Here is a 19,115-nt window from a genome sequence, read left to right as displayed (position 1 = left end):
CGGCCCACCGGCCGGGCGGGGATCAGCCGATGGCGGCCTTGACGGCCGGGAGCCAGCGAGCGGCGATCTTGACGTTGCCGGCGTCGTTGGGGTGGACGCCGTCGTACGTGTCGGTGCCGGTGTTGAAGCCGGTCCACTGGTCGACCACGGTGATCGGTGAGGCGGCGGTGCTCAGTGACGCCGCCCAGGCGGGGATGGCGGCGTTCAGGGTGACGACGCGCTGACCGCAATCGGCGCAGGTCGGCGGGTTGAGCGGGATGATCTGCGCCACGATGATCTTGGTACGGGGATTGGCGGCGCGCATCTGACCGACCAGGGTCGTGTAGGCGTTGAGGATCGTGGCGGCGGGGATGCTGCTCCACGCGTCGTTCGTGCCGAAGTGCATCAGGACCACGTCCGGCCGCGCGGCGGCGAGCCAGGCGGGGAGCTGGTTCTGGCTCGCGACGTTGGTGACCAGGAATCCGCCGTGGCCCTCGTGCTCGCCGTCGTAGGGGAAGCCGCAGCCGTCGCCGGGCAGAGTGCCGACGAAGTCCACCCTGGTGGCGGGCAGTTGCTGCCAGAGCAGAGCGCGCCAGCATCCCGGCGAGCCGGTGATCGAGTCGCCCAGGGCCATGATCCGGGCCGGGCCGCCGGTGCTGGTGGACGGGCTCGGTAGTCCGCTGCCGTCGCTGGGCTGGGGCACGACACCTCCGGTGCAGGTCACGCCGTTGAGGGTGAAGGCGGCCGGCACCGGGTTGCTGCCGGTCCACGAGCCGTTGAAACCGAACGAGGCCTTGCCGTTGGTGGCCACCGACCCGTTCCAGCCGGCGTTGCGGACCGTGACCGTGGTGCCGGACTGGGTGACCGAGCCGCCCCACAGTTGGGTGATGCTCTGCCCGGCCGGGAACGTGAACACCAGCGACCAGTCCGCGATCGGGTCGCCGAGGTTGGTGATGTCGACGGCCGCGCCGAAGCCGCCGGTCCACTGGCTGCCGACGGTGTACTTGACGGCGCAGCCGGCGGCGGCACTGGCGCTGGTGGCGACGGCGAAACCGCCGAGAGTCAGCAGAGCGGTGACGAGACTGAGGACGGTCCATTTTCGTCTTTGCACGGATGCCTCCGGGGATGTGCTTGACGGGCGTGCGGGGACGGAGCACGCTGGGAGCGCTCCCAATTAACGCACATCTATGGGCATCGGGAGAACGGCTATCCGTCGATTCGTCGTCGCGCACCGGAGAGGCAGTGAAGGCGCAAGGAGAGGCGCTGGTGCTGGGCGAGACGTGCGGCGCGAATGGGATGGGTGCCGCATGGGCGAGCGGCCGTGGTGGAGTGGGGTCGATGGCGCGGGGGCGCCGCGATCGCACGGCGGTCGCCCGCCGGGAGAGCGTGGGGAGACCGGGCGGCTACGGGGCCCGGCTCCCCGCGTTCCCGGCCTCCCGGCCGACTTCCCGGTCGGCCTGTCGGCCGGACGCGAACGATCTTTCCGGCTGGTCGTGGGCGCTGTCTCAAGCGTCGTGAGACAGCGCCCACGACCAGCCGGGGGTGACGTCAGGAGAGCAGGGCGTCCGGGCCGAGGTTGCGGATCGACGCGTCGAGGACGTGGGCGGTGTGGGCCAGGGCGATCGTCCCGCCCTGGCGGCGGACCCCAGCGGCGACCTGCATGAGGCAGCCCGGATTGGCGGTTACCAGGAGTTCCGCACTGGTGGCCAGCACCGCGTGGGCCTTGCGGTCGCCGAGTTCGGTGGCCGGCTCCGGGTTGAGGACGTTCCAGACCCCGGCCGACCCGCAGCAGATCTCCGCCTCGGCGATCGGGCGCACCTCGAGGTCCGGGATGCCGCGCAGCAGCGCCCGCGGCTGGGCGCGGACCCCCTGGGCGTGCCCGAGATGGCAGGCGTCGTGGTAGGCGACCGACATCGGCAGCGGGTGGCGGCGGGCGACCGGGCCGAGTTCGACGAGCAGTTCGGACAGGTCACGGACCTTCGCGGTGAACGCGGCGGCCTTCGCGGCCCAGGCCGGGTCGTCGGCGAGCAGGTCGCCGTACTCCTTCAGCGACGAACCACAACCGGCCGCGTTGACCACGAAATAGTCCATGCCGGTCCGCTCGAACGTGTCGATCAACCGCCGGGCGAACCGCTGCGCCTCGGCCCGGCGGCCGTTGTGCACACTCAGCGCCCCGCAGCAGCCCTGGCTCGGCGGGATCAGCACCTCGCAGCCCTCAGCGGCCAGGATCCGTACCGTCGCGGCATTGACGTCCGGAAAGAACGCCGACTGAACACAACCGGTCAGCATGCCGACGACCGCGCGCCGTTCGCCGCGCGCCCGGACCCGCGCCGGTGGGCGCGGCACGCTCCGCAGCGGCGGCGCGAGGGAATCGAGGGTGGCCAGGGTGGGCGCGAGACGTTGCAGCAGTCCGGTGCGTTCGACGAGCCTCTTCAGACCGATCATGCGGTACGCCCGGAGCGGCCCCCGCAACAGCCGGAGCCGTCTCGGGTACGGGAACAGCGCGAAGATCGCCGCCCGCAGCGCCCGGTCCCGTGCACCCCGCCGGTGCCGACGCTCCACCTGGGCGCGGGTGTCCTCGATCAGCCGGTCGTACCGCACTCCCGACGGGCACGCGGTCACACACGCCATGCAGCCGAGACAGTTGTCGAAGTGGCCGACCATCGAGTCGCTCAGCGGCTCACCGGACAGCCCCTGCCCGATGAGATGGATCCGCCCGCGCGGCGAGTCCATCTCCTCGCCCCACAGCACATAGGTGGGGCACGTCGTCAGGCAGAACCCACAGTGAACACAATCGGACACGAGGTCGGCGCTCGGCGGATGGTCCGCGTCGAAGGCCGTGCCATCCTCCGCGGCCCGGAGCACGTCCGTCGCGGACGCCGTGGAAGTCGCGGACGCCGTGGACCCCGCAGTCGCCGTGGACGCCGGAGGCGTGATGGCCGGGCCGCCGGCCCCGTGCAGGGCCTCAGTCGGTGGGGTGCCCGTTCCGTGGGTGGCGCCGACCGGGATCGGCGCGGATGCGTCGGGGCCGGATGTGGTGGCGCCGACCGGGATCGGCCCGGAGTGGTCGCGGTCGGGCGTGGTGCCGGACATCAGATACCTCCCACGAAGCGGCCGGGCGCGAAGCGGTGGTCCGGGTCGAACTGGTCCTTCACCCGGCGCATGAGGTCCAGCCCCGGCACCGGACCCCACATGTCGATCCGGTCCCGCACCGTCGGCGGAGCGTTCAGCACCACCGCGTGCCCGCCGGCCGCCGCGGCCGCCGCCCGCAGCAGTGCCACCACCCGAGCCGCGTCGCCACGCGGACCCGGCGCGGTGCCACTGGCCGGGGAGGCGGACCGGATAGAGGCGGGCTGGTCGGAGTCGGGGTGGGTAGACGCGGGGGAGAGGGGCACGGTGGGGAAAGAGGCGCCGGCGTAGAGGACTCCGGTTCCGGCGGAGCCGCGGATCGTCAGGCCCGCGTCGACGGCGGCGCTGACCAGGGCGGGAACCCCGGAGAGGGTGCCGGTCAGCTTCAGGGCGAGAACGTCGTCGCCGGCGGGCCACGGGGGCGTGTCCCACCACGGTGGCGGCGTATCGGTCACCTCCCCGTCGAGGAGGCGGGCCAGGGCGGCGGCGCGGTCGCGGACACCGGCTGCGGTGCCCTCCAGGAGGACGGCGATCTCCGGATCGGAGCCGGGGGCGGCGTTGATCTCGAGAGCGCTCGCTGCGAACTGGCCGGCCAGGACGTTAGCCGCGTGGGTGGGTGGGGCGTTCGACCGTACGAAATTGGTGTGGAGCGGGACCGGATGCAACCGGAAGACGCACTCGGTGATCAGCCCGAGGGTGCCCTGCGATCCGGTGTAGAGCTTGCCCAGGTCGTATCCGGCGACGTTCTTGACCACCTTGCCGCCGGATTTCGTGATCCGGCCGTCCGGCCGGACGACGGTGATGCCGATCAGCAGGTCGCGGGCCGTGCCGTACCGCAGCCGCCGGGGTCCGCTGGCGTTCGCCGCGACCGTGCCGCCGGCCGTCGCCGCCGGTGGCGCGTCGAGGGCGAGTTGCTGGCCGGGCAGGCGGTGCAGGTCGGCCATCGGGGTGCCGGCCCGGGCCACCGTGATCAGGTCGCCGGCGGCGTGTTCGACGATGCCGGTCAGCCGCCGGGTGTCGATGATCAGGTCGAGTTCGCGCGGCGGCGGCCCCTGGTGGATCTTCGTGCCGCCGCCGCGGACCACCACGGTGAGATCGCGGCTCGCGGCGACCAGCGCGGCCGCCTCCTCGGTGGTCGCGGGCGCGGCGACCAGGCGCGCCGGCACGCCGGCGACCACGTCGTCGTCCCCGGCCTCGACCGCGAGATCGTCGAGCACACTCATCGTCGGCCTCCGGGAACGTGCGGGGAGACGGGCGGCGGCATCAGAAGACCTCCGCCACGCCGGTCTCCTGCAGCGGGTGGGCGCCGCGGTGGCGGCCCGGCCGTTCGCCGCACAACCGTGGAGTGGGGAAGACCTTGCCCGGGTTGGCGATGCCGTCCGGGTCGAACGCGCACCGGACCAGCTGCATTGTGTCCAGGTCGTCGTCGGTGAACATGCGGGGCATGTAGCGGGCCTTGTCGACGCCGACACCGTGTTCGCCGGTGATCGAGCCGCCGTGCTCGATGCACAGGTCGAGGATGGCGCCGGAGACGGCCTCCGCGCGGTCCGCCTCGCCCGGCACACCGTCGTCGAAGAGGACCAGCGGATGCAGGTTGCCGTCGCCGGCGTGGAACACGTTGGCGACCCGGACACCGTGCTCGGCGGCGACCTCGTTGATCCGGCGCAGCACCGTCGGCAGTGCGGTCCGCGGGATCACCCCGTCCTGCACGATGTAGTCGGGACTGATCCGGCCGACCGCCGCGAACGCCGACTTGCGGCCCTGCCAGATCAGCCGGCGTTCCTCGTCGTCGGCGGCGACCCGGGTCTCGAAGGCGCCGTTCGCCGCGCACAGCCGGCTGACCTCGTCGAACTGCGCGTCGACCTCGGCGGCCGGGCCGTCCAGCTCGACGATCAGGACGGCCCCCGCACCGGCCGGATACCCGCAGTCCACGGCGGCCTCGGCGGCCTCGATGGAAAGCGCGTCCATCATCTCGATCGCGGCCGGCACCACCCCGGCGGCGATGATCGCCGAGGTGGCGGCGCCGGCCTGGTCGGTGCCGGTGAACGCGGCGAGCAGGGTGCGGACCGTCTCCGGCAGTCTGGTCAGTTTCACCGTCACCTCGGTGGCGACGCCCAGGGTGCCCTCCGAGCCGACGAAGGCGCCCAGCAGGTCGTACCCCGGAGTGTCCGGCGCCGCCCCGCCGAGCCGGACCAGGTCGCCGTCCGGGGTGACGACCTGCAGGCCGGTGACGTGGTTGGTGGTGAACCCGTATTTCAGGCAGTGCGCGCCACCGGAGTTCTCCGCCACGTTGCCGCCGATCGAGCAGATCTGCTGGCTCGACGGGTCGGGCGCGTAGTAGTAGCCGTGCTCCCTGGAGACCGCGCTGACGTGGAGGTTGATGACGCCCGGCTGCACCACGGCCCGCTCGTCCGCCGGCCGCACCTCGAGGACCGATCGCAGCTGTGAGGTGACGATCAGGACACCGTCGGCGTGCGGCAGCGCCCCGCCGGACAATCCGGTACCCGACCCGCGGGCCACGAACGGCACCCGCTCCTCGGCGCAGGCCCGGACCACGGCGGCGACCTGGGCGGCGGTACGGGGGAGGACGACGACCGCGGGGACCACCCGGTAGTGGGAGAGGCCGTCGCACTCGTACGTCCGCAGTCGTTGCCGGTCGGTGATCAGCTGCTCCGGAGCCAGCTCGGAGCGCAGCCGCGACAAAAGGGTCATCGGATCCTCCTCGGCGACACTGCCAGGAGGTCACGCTAACCCTGATCGGCGGGAAGGGGCCAGTCTGGCAGGATGGCCGGATGTTCCTGACCGCCAGACCCGTCCGTGCCGCCCTCGGCGCCGCCTGCGCCCTGGTCATGATGGCGGCCGGGTGCAGCTCCTCCGACGAACCCGATCCGGATGCCGGGCTGATCACCGTCACCACCATGCGCGGCGCGTTCCTGCAACCCGCTGAGATCGGCCCGGCGTGGGCCGCCCCGGTGGAGAGCGCCGCACCGCAGACGCTCGTCAGTTTCTGCGGTGGCACACTGCCGCCTCCGCAGGCGCCGCCCGGCGCGGAGATGGTCTGGTCGAACGCCGCCGACGAGGGGGAGAAGGGCGCGCAGACGCTCCAGCAGTCCGCCCTCGTCTACGGCGACGAGGCCAGTGCCACGGCCGGTCAGTCGCTGCTGCGGACGGTGGCCGACCAGTGCGCGCCGACCTCCGAGGTGCCGGCGACCGTGACGGCCGACCGCAACGAGCCCGCCTACACCGAGACGGTCGAGGTGCGCGACCTCAACGAGGGTGCCTGGTCGGGGTTCGTGATCGTGCGCCACAAGCAGTATGAAGCGGCGCATCCCGGCACCGCGGACGTCGCCGTGGCCGTGCTGCGCACCCGCAATGTGGTGCTCGTCGACAGCTACGCCATCTACCAGCTCAACAACGCGAGCCCCGCGCCGAACTTCGAGAGCGACTGGCAGCGGCTCGTCGGATCGGTCGTTCAGCGCGTGGGATAGACACGGCGACGATCGTCGTCTAATGTTCGCGGTGCGCCGTTGCGAGTTCTTCCCCCGTGGAATTCGCAGCGGCGCGCTTAGTTTCCGCCGTGAACCGTGCCGGCGGACCCTCCCCACCACCCGATCAGCAGCCGGCCCCTTGTCGCCCGGCAACCGTGGTGCTCATTACTGCGCGGAGAGAGCGTGTACCGCTCAGTGATGCCCGTACCCGTGTGGAAAAAGCCACGGGACTGTTAACTATTCACACGGGTCGCGCTTAGCCTTACGAATCCCAGGGCAGGAGTGGTTATCCGCCGCGGATTCTTAACCGGAGGTAGAGGCATGAAGTTCGTCTACGACTTCGCCGAGGGCAACAAGGACCTCAAGGATCTGCTGGGTGGCAAGGGCGCCAATCTCGCGGAGATGACCAACCTGGGCCTGCCCGTGCCTCCCGGCTTCACCATCACCACCGAGGCGTGTCAGCAGTACCTGCGCAACGGCACCCACGTCGACGGTCTGGCCGCCGAGATCGACGAGCACCTCGCCGCGCTCGAGGAGAAGATGGGCCGGCGCCTCGGCGACCCGGCCGATCCGCTGCTCGTGTCGGTGCGGTCCGGAGCCAAGTTCTCCATGCCCGGCATGATGGAGACCGTCCTCAACGTGGGCCTCAACGACGCCTCCGTCGACGGGCTGTCCCGGCAGGCCGGCGGCAACGACCGGTTCGCGTGGGACTCGTACCGGCGTCTCATCCAGATGTTCGGCAAGACGGTGTGCGACGTGCCCGGCCACGAGTTCGAGAAGGCCCTCGACGACGCGAAGGCCGCCAAGGGTGTCCGCGACGACGTGCAGCTCGACGCCGACGACCTACGGGCGCTGGTCACCGCGTACAAGAAGGTGTTCGCCAAGCACACCGGTCACGAGTTCCCGCAGGACCCGCGTGAGCAGCTGGACCTCGCCACCGAGGCGGTGTTCCGCTCGTGGAACGCCGACCGCGCCATCCTCTACCGTCGTCAGGAACGCATCCCGACCGACCTGGGCACCGCCGTCAACGTGGTCGCCATGGTCTTCGGCAACCTGGGCGCCGACTCCGGCACCGGCGTCGCCTTCACCCGCGACCCGGCCACCGGCGAGCAGGGCGTCTACGGCGACTACCTGTCCAACGCGCAGGGCGAGGACGTGGTCGCCGGCATCCGCAACACGCTGCCGCTGGCCGACCTGGAACAGCTCGACAAGCGTTCCTACGACGAGCTGATGCAGATCATGGCCACTCTGGAGGGCCACTACCGGGACCTGTGCGACATCGAGTTCACCATCGAGCGCGGCAAACTGTGGATGCTGCAGACCCGGGTCGGCAAGCGCACCGCGGCCGCCGCGTTCACCATCGCGGCCCAGCTCGTCGACGAGGGCGTCATCGACCTCGACGAGGCCCTGCACCGGGTCACCGGCGCCCAGCTCGCCCAGCTGATGTTCCCCCGCTTCGACCTGTCGGACTCGCCGTCGTCGCTGACACGCGGAGTCGGCGCGTCCCCGGGCGCCGCCTACGGCGAGGTCGTCTTCACCTCGCAGCGCGCCGTCGAGGTGGCGGCCGAAGGAAAGCCGGTCATCCTGGTCCGGCGCGAGACCAACCCCGACGACCTGCCCGGCATGATCGCCGCCAACGGCATCCTCACCAGCCGCGGCGGCAAGACGTCACACGCCGCCGTCGTCGCCCGCGGCATGGGCAAGACCTGCGTCTGCGGCGCCGACGAGATGGAGGTCTCGGCGTCCTCGTTCACGATCGGCGCGGAGACCGTCCGTGAAGGCGACATGATCTCCATCGACGGCACCACCGGCCGTGTCTACCTCGGCGAGGTCCCGGTCCGGCCCAGCGAGGTCGTGCAGTACTTCGAGGGCGACCTCGACCCGGCGAACGCCAACGATCCGCTGGTCGCCGCGGTGCACCGGATCATCACGCACGCCGACGGCAAGCGCCGCCTCCGGGTGCGCACCAACGCCGACACCGGGCTCGACGCCGCCCGCGCCCGCCGCTTCGGCGCCCAGGGCATCGGCCTGTGCCGGACCGAGCACATGTTCCTCGGCGACCGCCGTGAACTCGTCGAACGCCTGATCCTGGCGCGCACCGAGACCGACCGCAACGAGGCCCTCGCCGCCCTGCAACCACTTCAGCGGGCCGACTTCCTCGACATCTTCCGGGAGATGAACGGCCTGCCGGTCACCATCCGGCTCATCGACCCGCCGCTGCACGAATTCCTGCCGTCGCTGGAGGAACTGGCCGTCAAGGTGGCCGTCGCCCACGAGCAGGGCCAGCGTGTCGAACAGGACGAGCAGATGCTCGCCGCCGTCCGGCGCATGCACGAGCAGAACCCGATGCTGGGCCTGCGCGGCGTACGGCTGGGCCTGGTCATTCCCGGCCTCTTCGCCATGCAGGTCCGGGCCATCGCCGAGGCCGCCGTCGCCCTGGCCGCCGAGGGCGGCAGGCCGCGCCCCGAGATCATGGTCCCGCTCGTCGGCGCCGTCCAGGAACTCGAGACCGTCCGCACCGAAGCCGAGAAGATCATCGCCTCGATCGTCGGCGACTCCGGTGTCGACATCCTGATCGGCACCATGATCGAGGTCCCGCGAGCGGCCCTGACCGCCGGCCAGATCGCCGAAGCCGCCGAGTTCTTCTCCTTCGGCACCAACGACCTCACCCAGATGGCCTGGGGTTTCTCCCGCGACGACGTCGAAGGCGCATTCTTCTGGCGCTACCTCGAACTCGGCATCTTCGGCATCTCCCCGTTCGAGTCGATCGACGCCGACGGCGTCGGCCGCCTGGTCCGCATCGCCGCCGAAGAGGGCCGCGCCGCCCGCCCCGGCCTCAAACTCGGCGTCTGCGGTGAACACGGCGGCGACCCCGACTCGGTGCACTTCTTCCACGAGGTAGGCCTCGACTACGTCTCCTGTTCCCCGTTCCGCGTACCGATCGCCCGCCTCGAAGCCGGCCGGGCCGCCGTCACCGCCGAAGGCTCCGACCACCGCTGACTTTGCTCTCTCAGCCGGGTGGTGGGTGCGGGCGGTTCGCTGCGCACCCGCCACTCCCGGTCCCCTTCAAGATCCTTCTTCGGTACGGACCGGGCACTACCGCCTTTCCACCCCTCCCGGACTACGGCGCGAGCCGCTGCAACCCCGGACCGCAAGGCGCCTCACGGGCGTATCCGGTGGTCGGCATCCCACCGGCCCCGCGTTCGGTCGGCGGCTTCGCACGAGCGTGGCCGGTGTCGCATCCCATCGGGCGGGGGTTTGGTCGGAGGGTTCGCGGGGGCGTGGCCGGTGTCGCATCCCATCGGGCGGGGGTTCGGTCGGCGGCTTCGCGCGAGCGTGTTCGGTGGGCGTATCCCTTCGGCCGGGATTCGTTCGGCGGCTTTGCGGGGGCGTGGCAGGTGGTCGCACCCCATGGCGCGGGCGCGTTGGGTGGGCGCATCCCCATCGGGCCGGGGCCCGGTCGGCGGCTTCGCGCCGCGCTCGTGGTGATGCTCCGGGCACATCGGCCGTTGATCACCGTGGGTGGTGCGCCGTCCCGGCCGGTGGTCAGGCGGATGCGCCCGAAGGTGGGTGGGTGCCGTCGACCACCGTCGGTGGGGCGGCGCACGGTGGGGCGGCGCACGCCACCGCCCGCACCACGGCGTCATGCAGGTCGTGGGCAATCCGCGGCCCGGCCAGGGCGAGCAACTCCGCGGCCGCGTGCTCCAGCATGGCGGCCGCCACCGTCCAGTCGGCGCTGACGGCGGCGGCGACCCGCCGAACGGCCTCATCCGGCCGATGCCGGAAGAGCAGAATCGACATCTCCGGTTCGTTTCCCGGACTGGGCTTCGGCTCGACATGACCCGGCCTGCGCTTCGGCTCGGCGTGGCCCGGCCCGCCGAACGGCTCGCGGTGTCGCCGCGGCCGCGTCGGCTCGTCGAGGAGCGGATCCGGGTCGGCATAACCGGCGTCGGCCAGGATCAGCAGCGCCTCCCGGTCGTCACGGGCGATCGCCTCGGCACGGACCCGGGCGGCCAGGGCGGCGACGATCGGGGTGTCCGCGTTCCGCCGGACGATCTCGGCATACGCCGGCAGGCGCCGCAGATCGAAGACGGCGGGAACCGGCTCCGGGGCAAGATCGTCGGCACCGAGCCGGTGGGCCCGCGTCGTCCGGGCCGTGATCCGGGCATACAACCGGTACACCGGGTCGCCCACCGGTAGCTCCGCGGCGCCGAGCACCTGCTCGTTCGCGGACACCACAGCGGCGACGATCGGCCCGGCCGCCATCGGGTCACGCCGCACCTCGTCGTGCACGGCCGCCGCCTCCGGATCCGGGCGGCGACCGCAGAGCCGCTGCTCGGTGTACACCGCCGAACGGTGACACGCATACGCACCCCGATGCACCTCGCTCAGCGCCGGCAGACCGGTGAGCAGAGCGTGCCCCAGCCCCGTGGAGAACGGCAGCACCCCGACCGCGGTATCGAACCGGGCCCGGTGATCGGGCCGCAGATAGGCCAGGACATCCCGGTCGTGCACGTCCCGGCCGCCCGGCCAGGACCACGACGGCATCCGGGTCAGCAGATGGCGCTGCCGCGACCAGGCCCGCTCCTCCCGATCGAGGTCGTGCGCCGCCAGACCGGCCCCGACCAGCGCACCCTGGGCGATCGCCGCCTCGCCGGGATCCTCGATTAGGTCGGCCAGGGACGCAGCGGTGCCACAGTCGGTCGGCGCCAGATGTACGGCGAACACCCGCATCAGCCGGGCCAGCGAATACGGGTTCCCGGCCAGCGGCGCCGGCGGAAGCAGCGCCTGTAGCCACTCGGCCGGTGTCGGATAGAGATGCCGGGCGGTGTGCGCACTCCACTGGGCCCGGATCTCCCGCAGGCAGGCCTCCAACTCGTCCCCGGGCGCGGGCACCCCCTCCGGCGCGAACGGAAGCAGCCGCCACCCCCGACCGCCGCCGATCAGCCCGGCCTGTCTCGGCCCGACCCCGTTCGGTCCGGTGTTGCTCGGGTGCCAGCCGCTCGGTCCGGTGTCGTCTGGGTGCCGGCCGCTCGGTCCGGTGTAGCTCGGGCCCTGGACGCTCGGTCCGGTGTAGCTCGGGACCTGGACGCTCGGTCCGGTCTCGCTCCGGTGCCGGCTGCTGGGGCCGGTGTCGCTCGGGTTTTGGCCGCCCGGCTCGGAACCGTTCGGTGCCGGGCTGCTCAGGCCGGCTCGCAGGAGGCTCAGGTACAGCACATGAGGCAGGCCCGCCGTGCCGGTTTGCAGGGCCGAGGTCAGGGCCTGATCGACGAGGCCGACGAACCGGACGTCGGATCCGGTCCGGTCGAGCAGAGCCAGCCGGAGCCGCCGGTCGAGCACGGTGACGTCGGGTTCACCGGTCGCCGTCATCGTGCCTCCCCATCGATTCAGTTCACTGCGCCGGATGCTACCGCCGGGGTACGACATCGAACGTGCCCGTCGTGCCCCGGGCGGGTGGTGGCACCGGGATCCGCCGAAAAATGTCGTAGGCCGGGTCTAACGTCCGAGGAACCGTGTCAACGACGACGATGGAGCGACCCATGACGTCCACGCTCAACCCGTATCTGACGTTCGACGGCAAAGCGCGCGAGGCCATCGAGTTCTATCACTCGGTTTTCGGCGGCGAGCTGAAGGTCAACACGTTCGGTGAGTTCGGGGCACCCGACCCGGCATCGGCCGACCTGATCATGCACGCGCAGCTGGAGACACCGCAGGGCTACACGCTGATGGCGTCCGACTGCCCGCCCGGCATGGAGTACAAGCCCGGCGAGAGCATCACGGTCAGCCTGAGCGGCCCCGACGGTGACACGCTGCGCAGCGCCTGGGAGAAGCTGTCGGTCGGCGGCCAGGTCCGGGTGCCTCTGGAGAAGCAGATGTGGGGTGACGAGTTCGGCCAGTTGGTCGACCGGTTCGGCATCCCATGGATGGTCAACATCACCCAGTGACGTCCGGGGTGCCGGGGCGCGGGCGGTGGCCACTCAGGCTGCGGTGGCCCCGCGCATGTCCCGGTGGTTCCGGTCGCGGCGGCGGTCAGACCGCGGACTCCAGTGCCTCGCGGACGGGGCGCAGGGCGGCGAGGGCCTTGGGGAGGCCGTCTTCCCACAGTTCGCTCCACTCGGAGTCGTCGCCGGCGATCCGGTCCAGCGCGCGCAGGGCCAGTGCGGGCAGGTCGTCCGGCAGGTCGAGAGTCTCGCCGGCGGTCAGGAAGTCCGGGGCGTAGGCGGTCGTCAGCGGCGTACCGCCGGGCAGTTGCGAGGCGATCACGGCCGCCGCCGCGATGGCCTGGTTGGCGACGTCAGCCTCCAGGTACTCGTCCTCGTGCAGCACTTCGTCGAGCGTCTCCCGGATGAGGACGGCACGCCGGGCCGGATCCGTGTCCTGAAGGTCGCCACTCCAGTCGGCAGCGTCATCGTTGTCGAACGGCCCGAAGTCCCACGTGCCCATTGCGTTTCCTCCGGTCGATCATCGTCATCGCTCGGTCGACCTTAAGTCGTTCCGCGAGCCGGCCCTCCGCCGGGCCCTGGTCCGTCCTCACCCGTTCCGCGAGCCGGCCCTCCGCTGACCGTGGTTTGTCTCCGCCGGTCCGCGAACGGGCCTCGCCGGCTCGTGGTCTGTCCTCAGCGACCGCGAGCCGGCCCTGGGCTGGCCTGGTCTGTCCTCAGCGACCCGCGAGCTGGCCCTCGCTGGCCAGGTCTGTCCTCAGCCGTTCCGCGCACGGGCCTCGCTGGCTACTCGGTCCGACCTCTGGCCAGCCAGTTGGTCAGTCGTGGCCCGCCCGGTCGTCGTCCGGGAGCCTCGTCGGCGGCGCGACCGGGCCACCGGACGGTCGTGGATCGTCGGTCGTGGGTTGCCCGCGGATGGGGACGTCCTTGGACGGTTCACCAACGGGTGAGGTCGGCCACCGGCCTGGCAGGCGGGTCACGCTCTGTGTCCACCGTGGCAGTGCTCACGCTCCGTGTCGTCCTTCCGACACGCTCCGCAGACACTGCTGGATCGTCCGGAAATGTTTCGCTGTTCATGTTTTGGTGGTGGAAAATGCGCACCACTTTGTCAGGCAACGGCCGATCTGAGGTGGGTCGATCCAGTGTGGCGGTCACCACGTAATGCAATCGGGGGGTTAACTGTCTGAATATTGTGGTGCATAGAATCCTCGCGAATTCAGCATCAGGCGGGCCGGGGGGCTCGTGCGCCGTCGTGCGGCGCGGTGCTGCCGAGGGGGAGAGCTACGTGACGGTCGAACGGCCGGTTCGCGACTGGAACGGCCTGGTCATTCCGGATCCAGGCGTTTACACACTGGACGAGGCGCATAAACGAATAGGTTTCGTGGCGCAGCACATGATGGTCAGTCCGATTCGGGGGGAATTCGCGCGGGGTACGGCGACGATCGTGGTGGCCACCGATCCACTGCGCTCATCGATCAGTGCCTCGATTCGTACGGACAGCATCAACACCCACAACCCGGAACGGGACGCGCACCTGTCCAGTCCGGACTTCCTGAACGTCGCGCGTTACCCGACGATCGAGTACCGCAGTACCGGTATCGCCTGGGAGGCCGACAGCGACCCGATCTTCAACTGGGCGAGGCTGCGCAACAATCCGCTGGGCCGACGGGGGACCGTCGCCGACCTGCCGGCCGCGGCCACCCGCGCCTCGGGCCGTTTCGTGATCCAGGGCTACCTGACGGTCAAGGCCGTGACCCGGCCGATCGACATGCACATGGAGTTCGGTGGTGCCCGCCGTGACCCCTACGGCCGGGAGATCTTCGGCTTCAGCGCCACCGCCGAACTCGACCGTGAGGACTACGGCCTCCTCTGGAACGTGGCCCTGGAGTCCGGCGGCGTCCTCGTAGGCAAGAAGATCCGCATCGAACTGGCCGGCGAAGCCATCCGCAACGCCTGACGAACCGTCCGCCGTCCGCCGCCCGCCGGTGTTCGGCGGGTGCAGCCGGGATGGCGGTGCCGGCCGAGGCGAGGTGGGGTCACCCGGCCCGACCGGCGTGGCGGTGCCGGCCAAGCCCGGGGCGCCGACCAGCCCAGGATGCCGACCAGGCCCAGGATACCGACCAGGCCCAGGGTGGCGGCGCGGGACGAACCGCGGTGGCGGTGTTGGACGAGTCCGGGCGGCGGTGCTGGACGAGCCCTTGCGATGGCCCGCCCGACCGGGGTAGCGGCAGGGTGAACCGCAGCGGCGGTGCCGGCCGGCCGGCCGGCACCGCCGGATCAGCCTTCGTAGTAGGGGTCGTAGTCCTCGTCCGGCTCCGGCGGGAGGGGCGGAAGGTCCGGGTCATCGGACGCCGCGGGCCCGGACCACCCGGGACGGGAGGGCCCCGAAGCCGAGGACCGGGACGCGGACGGCCGGGACGCGGACGGCCGGGACGCGGACGGCCGGGACGCGGACAGCCGGGACGTGGACGGCCGGGACTCCGACGGCCGGGACTCCGACGGCCGGGACGGCGACGACCGGGGCGTGGATTGCGGCGGCGACGCGCTCCGGGACGTGGACGAAGGCGCGGCACCGGGCTCCGAGGCGGAGGGGAACAGCGACGCCGGGACGTCGGCCGAGAAACCGGCGGCAGCCGTGGGTGCGACCGGCGGACCCGCCGACGGCTCCTCCGAGGAGACCTCGGGGGACTGACCGGCGGGTTCCTCGCCGCGGACTGTCGCCAGGACGGCGTCGCCGAATTTCGTCAGTTTGCTCTGGCCGACGCCGCTGACCGTACCCAATTGGGCCAGTGTCGCCGGCGCGAGTGCGGCGATGGCCCGCAGCGTCGCGTCGTGGAAGATCACGTAGGCGGGAACGCCCTGCTCCTTGGCGGTGGCGCCACGCCAGTTCCGCAGGCGCTCGAAGAGCGCCGCCGCCTCGCCCGAGAGCTCGACGGGCGCGGCCCCCTTGGTCCCGGACGAGCCCGCGGAACCGGAGCCGGACCCGCGGGACCCGCTGCGAGAGCTGCGCGGCGTGGCCACCTCGCGGCGCATCAGCAGTTTCCGCTCCCCGCGCAGCACCTCACCGCTGCGGGCGGTCAGCGCCAGCGTCTGATGGTTGGGTTCGACGGCGAGGAAGTCGCCGGCGAGCAGCTGCCGGACCACGTTGCGCCACTCGGTCTCGCTGAGGTCGCTGCCGATCCCGAAGACGGACAGCTCGTCGTGCCGGAACCGGCTGACCTTGTCGGTGCGTTTGCCGAGCAGGATGTCGATGGACTGCTGTGCCCCGAATCGCTGGTTGCGTTCCTTGTGCAGGCGGAACACGGTGGACAGCAGCTTCTGGGCGGGGACCGTGCCGTCCCAGGACTCCGGCGGGGTGAGGCAGCTGTCGCAGTTGCCGCAGGTGTCGGGGGCGGTCTGCCCGAAATACTGGAGGATCTGGGCGCGCCGGCAGGTGACGCTCTCACACAGGGCCAGCATGGCGTCGAGGTGGCGGGCGGCGTTGCGCCGGTACGCGGCGTCACCGTCCGAGCCCTCGATCATGCGCCGCTGCTGCATGACGTCCTGCAACCCGTACGCCAGCCAGGCGGTCGACGGCAGCCCGTCCCGCCCGGCGCGCCCGGTCTCCTGGTAATACCCCTCGAGGGATTTCGGCAGGTCCAGGTGGGCCACGAACCGTACGTCAGGCTTGTCGATGCCCATGCCGAAGGCGATGGTCGCGACCATGACCAGCCCGTCCTCACGGAGGAAGCGGCTCTGGTTGGCGGCGCGCGTCCGGGCGTCGAGCCCCGCGTGGTACGGCAGAGCCGGAATCCCGTTCTGGGAGAGGAACTCGGCGTGTTTCTCCACCGACGCCCGGGACAGGCAGTAGACGATCCCGGAGTCGCCGGCGTGCTCGGTGCGCAGCAGGTCGAGCAGCTGGCGGGCCGGGTTGTTCTTCCCGACGATCCGGTACTGGATGTTGGGCCGGTCGAAGCTGGCGGTGAAGTGCCGTGCCTCGGTGAGCTGGAGCCGGGTGGCGATCTCGTCGCGGGTGGCCGGGGTGGCGGTGGCGGTCAGCGCGATCCGGGGCACGTCGGGCCAGCGCTCGTGCAGCATCGACAGGGCGAGATAGTCGGGCCGGAAGTCGTGCCCCCACTGCGACACACAGTGTGCCTCGTCGATGGCGAACAGCGAGATCCTGCCCCGGTCGAGCAGCCGCTGGACGGCGGCGGTGCCGAGGCCCTCGGGGGCGACGTAGAGCAGGTCGAGCTCGCCGGCGACGAACTCGGCCTCGACCAGGCGGCGCTCGTCGAGGTCCTGCGAGGAGTTGATGAAGTCGGCCCGCACGCCGAGGGTACGCAAGGCGTCGACCTGGTCCTGCATGAGCGCGATGAGCGGGGAGATCACCACGCCGGTGCCGGGACGGACCAGCGCCGGGATCTGGTAGCACAGCGACTTGCCGGCACCGGTCGGCATCAGCACCAGCGCGTCACCACCGCCGATCACGTGCTCGACGATGTCGCCCTGCTCCCCACGGAACGATGGGTAGCCGAACACACGGTTGAGAGCGTCGGTGGCACTGGACACGGAGAGCAGAGGGGCCTCAGTCACCCCGCGAAGTCTAGAGAGCCGAACGGACGACCGGCGTACGCCCTGTGGATGAACTAAAGGCCTGTGGACGACCGCAGCCCGACCAGGTCGAGGATGCGCCGGGCCGGCCCGCCCGGGTGGCACAGCAGTGTCAGCGGCACCTTCTCGGTCAGGTGCTGGGCGGTGATCTCGTGCAGCACCGACACCCCGGCGCTGGCCAGCAGGCTCACCCCGGACAGGTCGACGGTCATCGGCACGGTGCCGCCGCGACTGCGGCGGAACAGCTCCGCGCGTACCTCCATCGCGGTTGAGGCGTCGATCGGACCGTCGATCCGGACCCGCGCCTCGTCGCCCCCGGGAAGCTCGGTGATCGCGAGGGCGGTTGCGAGGCCGGTGGCGGTCGCGGCAGGGGCCGCCTCGACAAGCGAGTCGACGCTGGTCAGCAGACGTGCCGGGCGCAGCAGCGGATGCCGCACGGTGGCGACCGTCCCGTCCACGCCCGGATCCACCCGCAGGCTCTGCACCAGTTGGGCGGTGAGCGCCAGCCCGCGCCCGCGGGTCGGCTGCCGCTCCGGCACCCGCCACCCGCCATGATCGGTGACGGTCGCCTCGACCAGCCCGGACGCCAGCAGCCGGGCGTGGATCTCGACGGAGTCGCCGCCGGCCGCGTGCTCGATCGCGTTGGTGGACAGCTCCCCGAGCGCATGCTGGAGCACGAAGACGTCCTCGCCGGACGCGCCCACGGCGGCCAGCCAGGCGGCGATGTCCCGGCGCGAGCCCCCCAGCGCCTGCGGCCGCGCCGCAAGAGTCACCGCCAGCTCGGGTACGGCCGGAACGCGCTGAGCCGCCAGCAGGGTGATGTCGTCGGCGTGCCCACCGGAGCGGACCAGCAACTCCAGCGTCTGGGTGCAGACCCGTTCCGCCGCGGTGGCCGACGGATCGTGCAGGGCCCGCCCGGCCGCCGCGTCGGTGGCCACGTGGGCGAGTTCGGCGTCCGGATCGCTCGCGGCGCCCGGCCGTTCGAGGACCCCGTCGGTGTAGAGCAGCAGCGTCTCCCCGGGCCCGAGCCGTTCGGTGCGGACCGGGAAGGAACCGCCGGTGCCGAGCGGGGTGCCCCGGGTGCCGACCAGGTAGCGGGCCGGTCCATTCGCCGGGATGAGCAGCGGCGCCGGATGCCCGGCGGTGCAGTACGACAGCTCCCCGCTGCCCGGGTCGAGAACGACCAGGCTGACCGTGGCCGCGTACGCCGCACGCACCCGCCCGGCGAGCCGGTCCGCAGCGGCGAGCGCCTCGGTGATGCCGGCTCCCGCGTCGAGCCGTTCCTGGAGGACCGCCCGCAGCTGCCCCATCACTCCGGACGCGGTCACCCCGTGCCCGACGACGTCCCCGGTGACCAGGGCGATCCGCCCGTCCGGGGTGGTGACCGCGTCGAACCAGTCGCCGCCGGCCCGGGTGCCGGCGTCGGCGAGCAGGTAGGCGGCCGCCACCTGGAGGCCGGGCAGCACCGGCAGGCCGGCCGGCAGCAGCTCCCGCTGGAGGGCGTCGATCACGTCCCGGGTCTGCTCGTACCGACGGCGCTGCCGGTCCGCCTCGGCCTCGGCGGCCTGCCGTTCCCGGGTCAGTTCGGTGACGTCGAAGGCGGCCCCGATCACGCCGCGCATGGTGCCGTCCGCGTACCGCCACGGGACCAGCGCGAACGTCGCGAACATCTCGCCGACGGAACCGTCCGGCTGGTCCAGGTGGACCCGCCACTGCTTGCCGCTGATCGTCTCCCCGGTCCGGTAGACCTCGTAGAACGCGTCCAGGAACTGCTGCCCGGACAGGTCGCTGAGGACCTCGCGGATGGTCCGGCCGACCAGCTCCCGGCCGGGCAGGACCGCCCGGGTCGCCGCGTTGCCGCCGACCACCCGAAGGTCCGGCCCTTCGGACACGATGACGATGAACGGCAACTGGTCGACCGCGGCGATCATCGCCGCCCGGTCGCCCGCCTCCGGAATGTCCACGCCCGTCACCCTGCCATCGTGCC

General features: G+C 71.7%; 12 protein-coding genes. 4 read left to right on the top strand and 8 right to left on the bottom strand.

The annotated features are described in order from the left end of the window. Nucleotides 1–22 precede the first annotated feature (22 nt). The 4 genes from BC793_RS28525 to BC793_RS28510 all read right to left on the bottom strand — a co-directional run bounded on the left by BC793_RS28525 (nucleotide 23) and on the right by BC793_RS28510 (nucleotide 5,820). Complete coding sequence (locus tag BC793_RS28525; RefSeq protein WP_109598068.1) at nucleotides 23–1,090, bottom strand: cellulose binding domain-containing protein; 1,068 nt, start codon at nucleotides 1,088–1,090, stop codon at nucleotides 23–25. Nucleotides 1,091–1,527: 437 nt separating this feature from the next. Then, a complete protein-coding gene (locus tag BC793_RS28520; RefSeq protein ID WP_239169934.1) occupies nucleotides 1,528–3,072 on the bottom strand; it encodes a (Fe-S)-binding protein in 1,545 nt (514 codons plus the stop codon). Next, nucleotides 3,072–4,331, bottom strand: coding sequence for an FAD-binding oxidoreductase (locus BC793_RS28515; RefSeq protein ID WP_239169933.1), 1,260 nt, complete (start codon nucleotides 4,329–4,331; stop codon nucleotides 3,072–3,074). The genes BC793_RS28520 and BC793_RS28515 overlap by 1 nt, the downstream gene beginning before the upstream one ends. A 40-nt stretch (nucleotides 4,332–4,371) precedes the next feature. After that, on the bottom strand, nucleotides 4,372–5,820 hold the full coding sequence (locus BC793_RS28510; RefSeq protein WP_109598066.1) for an FAD-linked oxidase C-terminal domain-containing protein: 1,449 nt from the start codon (nucleotides 5,818–5,820) through the stop codon (nucleotides 4,372–4,374). An 80-nt stretch (nucleotides 5,821–5,900) separates the two neighbouring features. Between BC793_RS28510 and BC793_RS28505 the strand changes: the two genes are divergently transcribed. Both BC793_RS28505 and ppdK read left to right on the top strand, forming a co-directional pair. Then, nucleotides 5,901–6,596, top strand: a complete 696-nt coding sequence (locus BC793_RS28505; RefSeq protein ID WP_109598065.1) for a hypothetical protein — start codon at nucleotides 5,901–5,903, stop codon at nucleotides 6,594–6,596. A gap of 321 nt (nucleotides 6,597–6,917) precedes the next feature. Then, nucleotides 6,918–9,596 carry a pyruvate, phosphate dikinase gene (gene ppdK / locus BC793_RS28500; protein WP_109598063.1) on the top strand — a complete coding sequence of 893 codons (2,679 nt, stop codon included), beginning with the start codon at nucleotides 6,918–6,920 and terminating at the stop codon, nucleotides 9,594–9,596. Between the two features lie 546 nt (nucleotides 9,597–10,142). On the opposite strand, the gene BC793_RS28495 is transcribed toward ppdK, so the two are convergent. Further along, on the bottom strand, nucleotides 10,143–11,966 hold the full coding sequence (locus BC793_RS28495) for a hypothetical protein (protein WP_109598061.1): 1,824 nt from the start codon (nucleotides 11,964–11,966) through the stop codon (nucleotides 10,143–10,145). Nucleotides 11,967–12,136: 170 nt separating this feature from the next. Between BC793_RS28495 and BC793_RS28490 the strand changes: the two genes are divergently transcribed. Beyond that, nucleotides 12,137–12,541: a VOC family protein gene (locus BC793_RS28490; protein WP_109598059.1), complete on the top strand. Its 405-nt coding sequence runs from the start codon at nucleotides 12,137–12,139 to the stop codon at nucleotides 12,539–12,541. An 85-nt stretch (nucleotides 12,542–12,626) separates the two neighbouring features. On the opposite strand, the gene BC793_RS28485 is transcribed toward BC793_RS28490, so the two are convergent. Then, nucleotides 12,627–13,040, bottom strand: coding sequence for a DUF4259 domain-containing protein (locus BC793_RS28485; RefSeq protein WP_109598057.1), 414 nt, complete (start codon nucleotides 13,038–13,040; stop codon nucleotides 12,627–12,629). Between the two features lie 783 nt (nucleotides 13,041–13,823). Here BC793_RS28485 and BC793_RS28480 point away from each other — a divergent pair. Continuing rightward, nucleotides 13,824–14,495, top strand: a complete 672-nt coding sequence (locus tag BC793_RS28480) for a YceI family protein (protein ID WP_239169932.1) — start codon at nucleotides 13,824–13,826, stop codon at nucleotides 14,493–14,495. Nucleotides 14,496–14,815: 320 nt separating this feature from the next. On the opposite strand, the gene recQ is transcribed toward BC793_RS28480, so the two are convergent. Both recQ and BC793_RS28470 read right to left on the bottom strand, forming a co-directional pair. After that, the gene (recQ, locus tag BC793_RS28475) at nucleotides 14,816–17,110 is read right to left on the bottom strand and encodes a DNA helicase RecQ (protein ID WP_373871210.1); all 2,295 of its coding nucleotides are present in this window, start codon (nucleotides 17,108–17,110) and stop codon (nucleotides 14,816–14,818) included. Nucleotides 17,111–17,163: 53 nt separating this feature from the next. Further along, nucleotides 17,164–19,092 carry a SpoIIE family protein phosphatase gene (locus BC793_RS28470; protein ID WP_239169931.1) on the bottom strand — a complete coding sequence of 643 codons (1,929 nt, stop codon included), beginning with the start codon at nucleotides 19,090–19,092 and terminating at the stop codon, nucleotides 17,164–17,166. Between the last annotated feature and the right edge of the window lie 23 nt (nucleotides 19,093–19,115).

The organism is Actinoplanes xinjiangensis, from assembly GCF_003148685.1.
Taxonomy (GTDB): domain Bacteria; phylum Actinomycetota; class Actinomycetes; order Mycobacteriales; family Micromonosporaceae; genus Actinoplanes; species Actinoplanes xinjiangensis.
The sequence above is the reverse complement of the archived record's forward strand: the minus strand, read 5'-3'. Positions and strand labels throughout refer to the sequence as shown.

Coding starts and splice junctions, on each gene's coding strand:
- BC793_RS28520 (WP_239169934.1), bottom strand. CDS start 3,072: ATGTCCGGCACCACGCCCGACCGCGACCACTCCGGGCCGATCCCGGTC.
- BC793_RS28515 (WP_239169933.1), bottom strand. CDS start 4,331: ATGAGTGTGCTCGACGATCTCGCGGTCGAGGCCGGGGACGACGACGTG.
- BC793_RS28510 (WP_109598066.1), bottom strand. CDS start 5,820: ATGACCCTTTTGTCGCGGCTGCGCTCCGAGCTGGCTCCGGAGCAGCTG.
- BC793_RS28505 (WP_109598065.1), top strand. CDS start 5,901: ATGTTCCTGACCGCCAGACCCGTCCGTGCCGCCCTCGGCGCCGCCTGC.
- ppdK (WP_109598063.1), top strand. CDS start 6,918: ATGAAGTTCGTCTACGACTTCGCCGAGGGCAACAAGGACCTCAAGGAT.
- BC793_RS28495 (WP_109598061.1), bottom strand. CDS start 11,966: ATGACGGCGACCGGTGAACCCGACGTCACCGTGCTCGACCGGCGGCTC.
- BC793_RS28490 (WP_109598059.1), top strand. CDS start 12,137: ATGACGTCCACGCTCAACCCGTATCTGACGTTCGACGGCAAAGCGCGC.
- BC793_RS28485 (WP_109598057.1), bottom strand. CDS start 13,040: ATGGGCACGTGGGACTTCGGGCCGTTCGACAACGATGACGCTGCCGAC.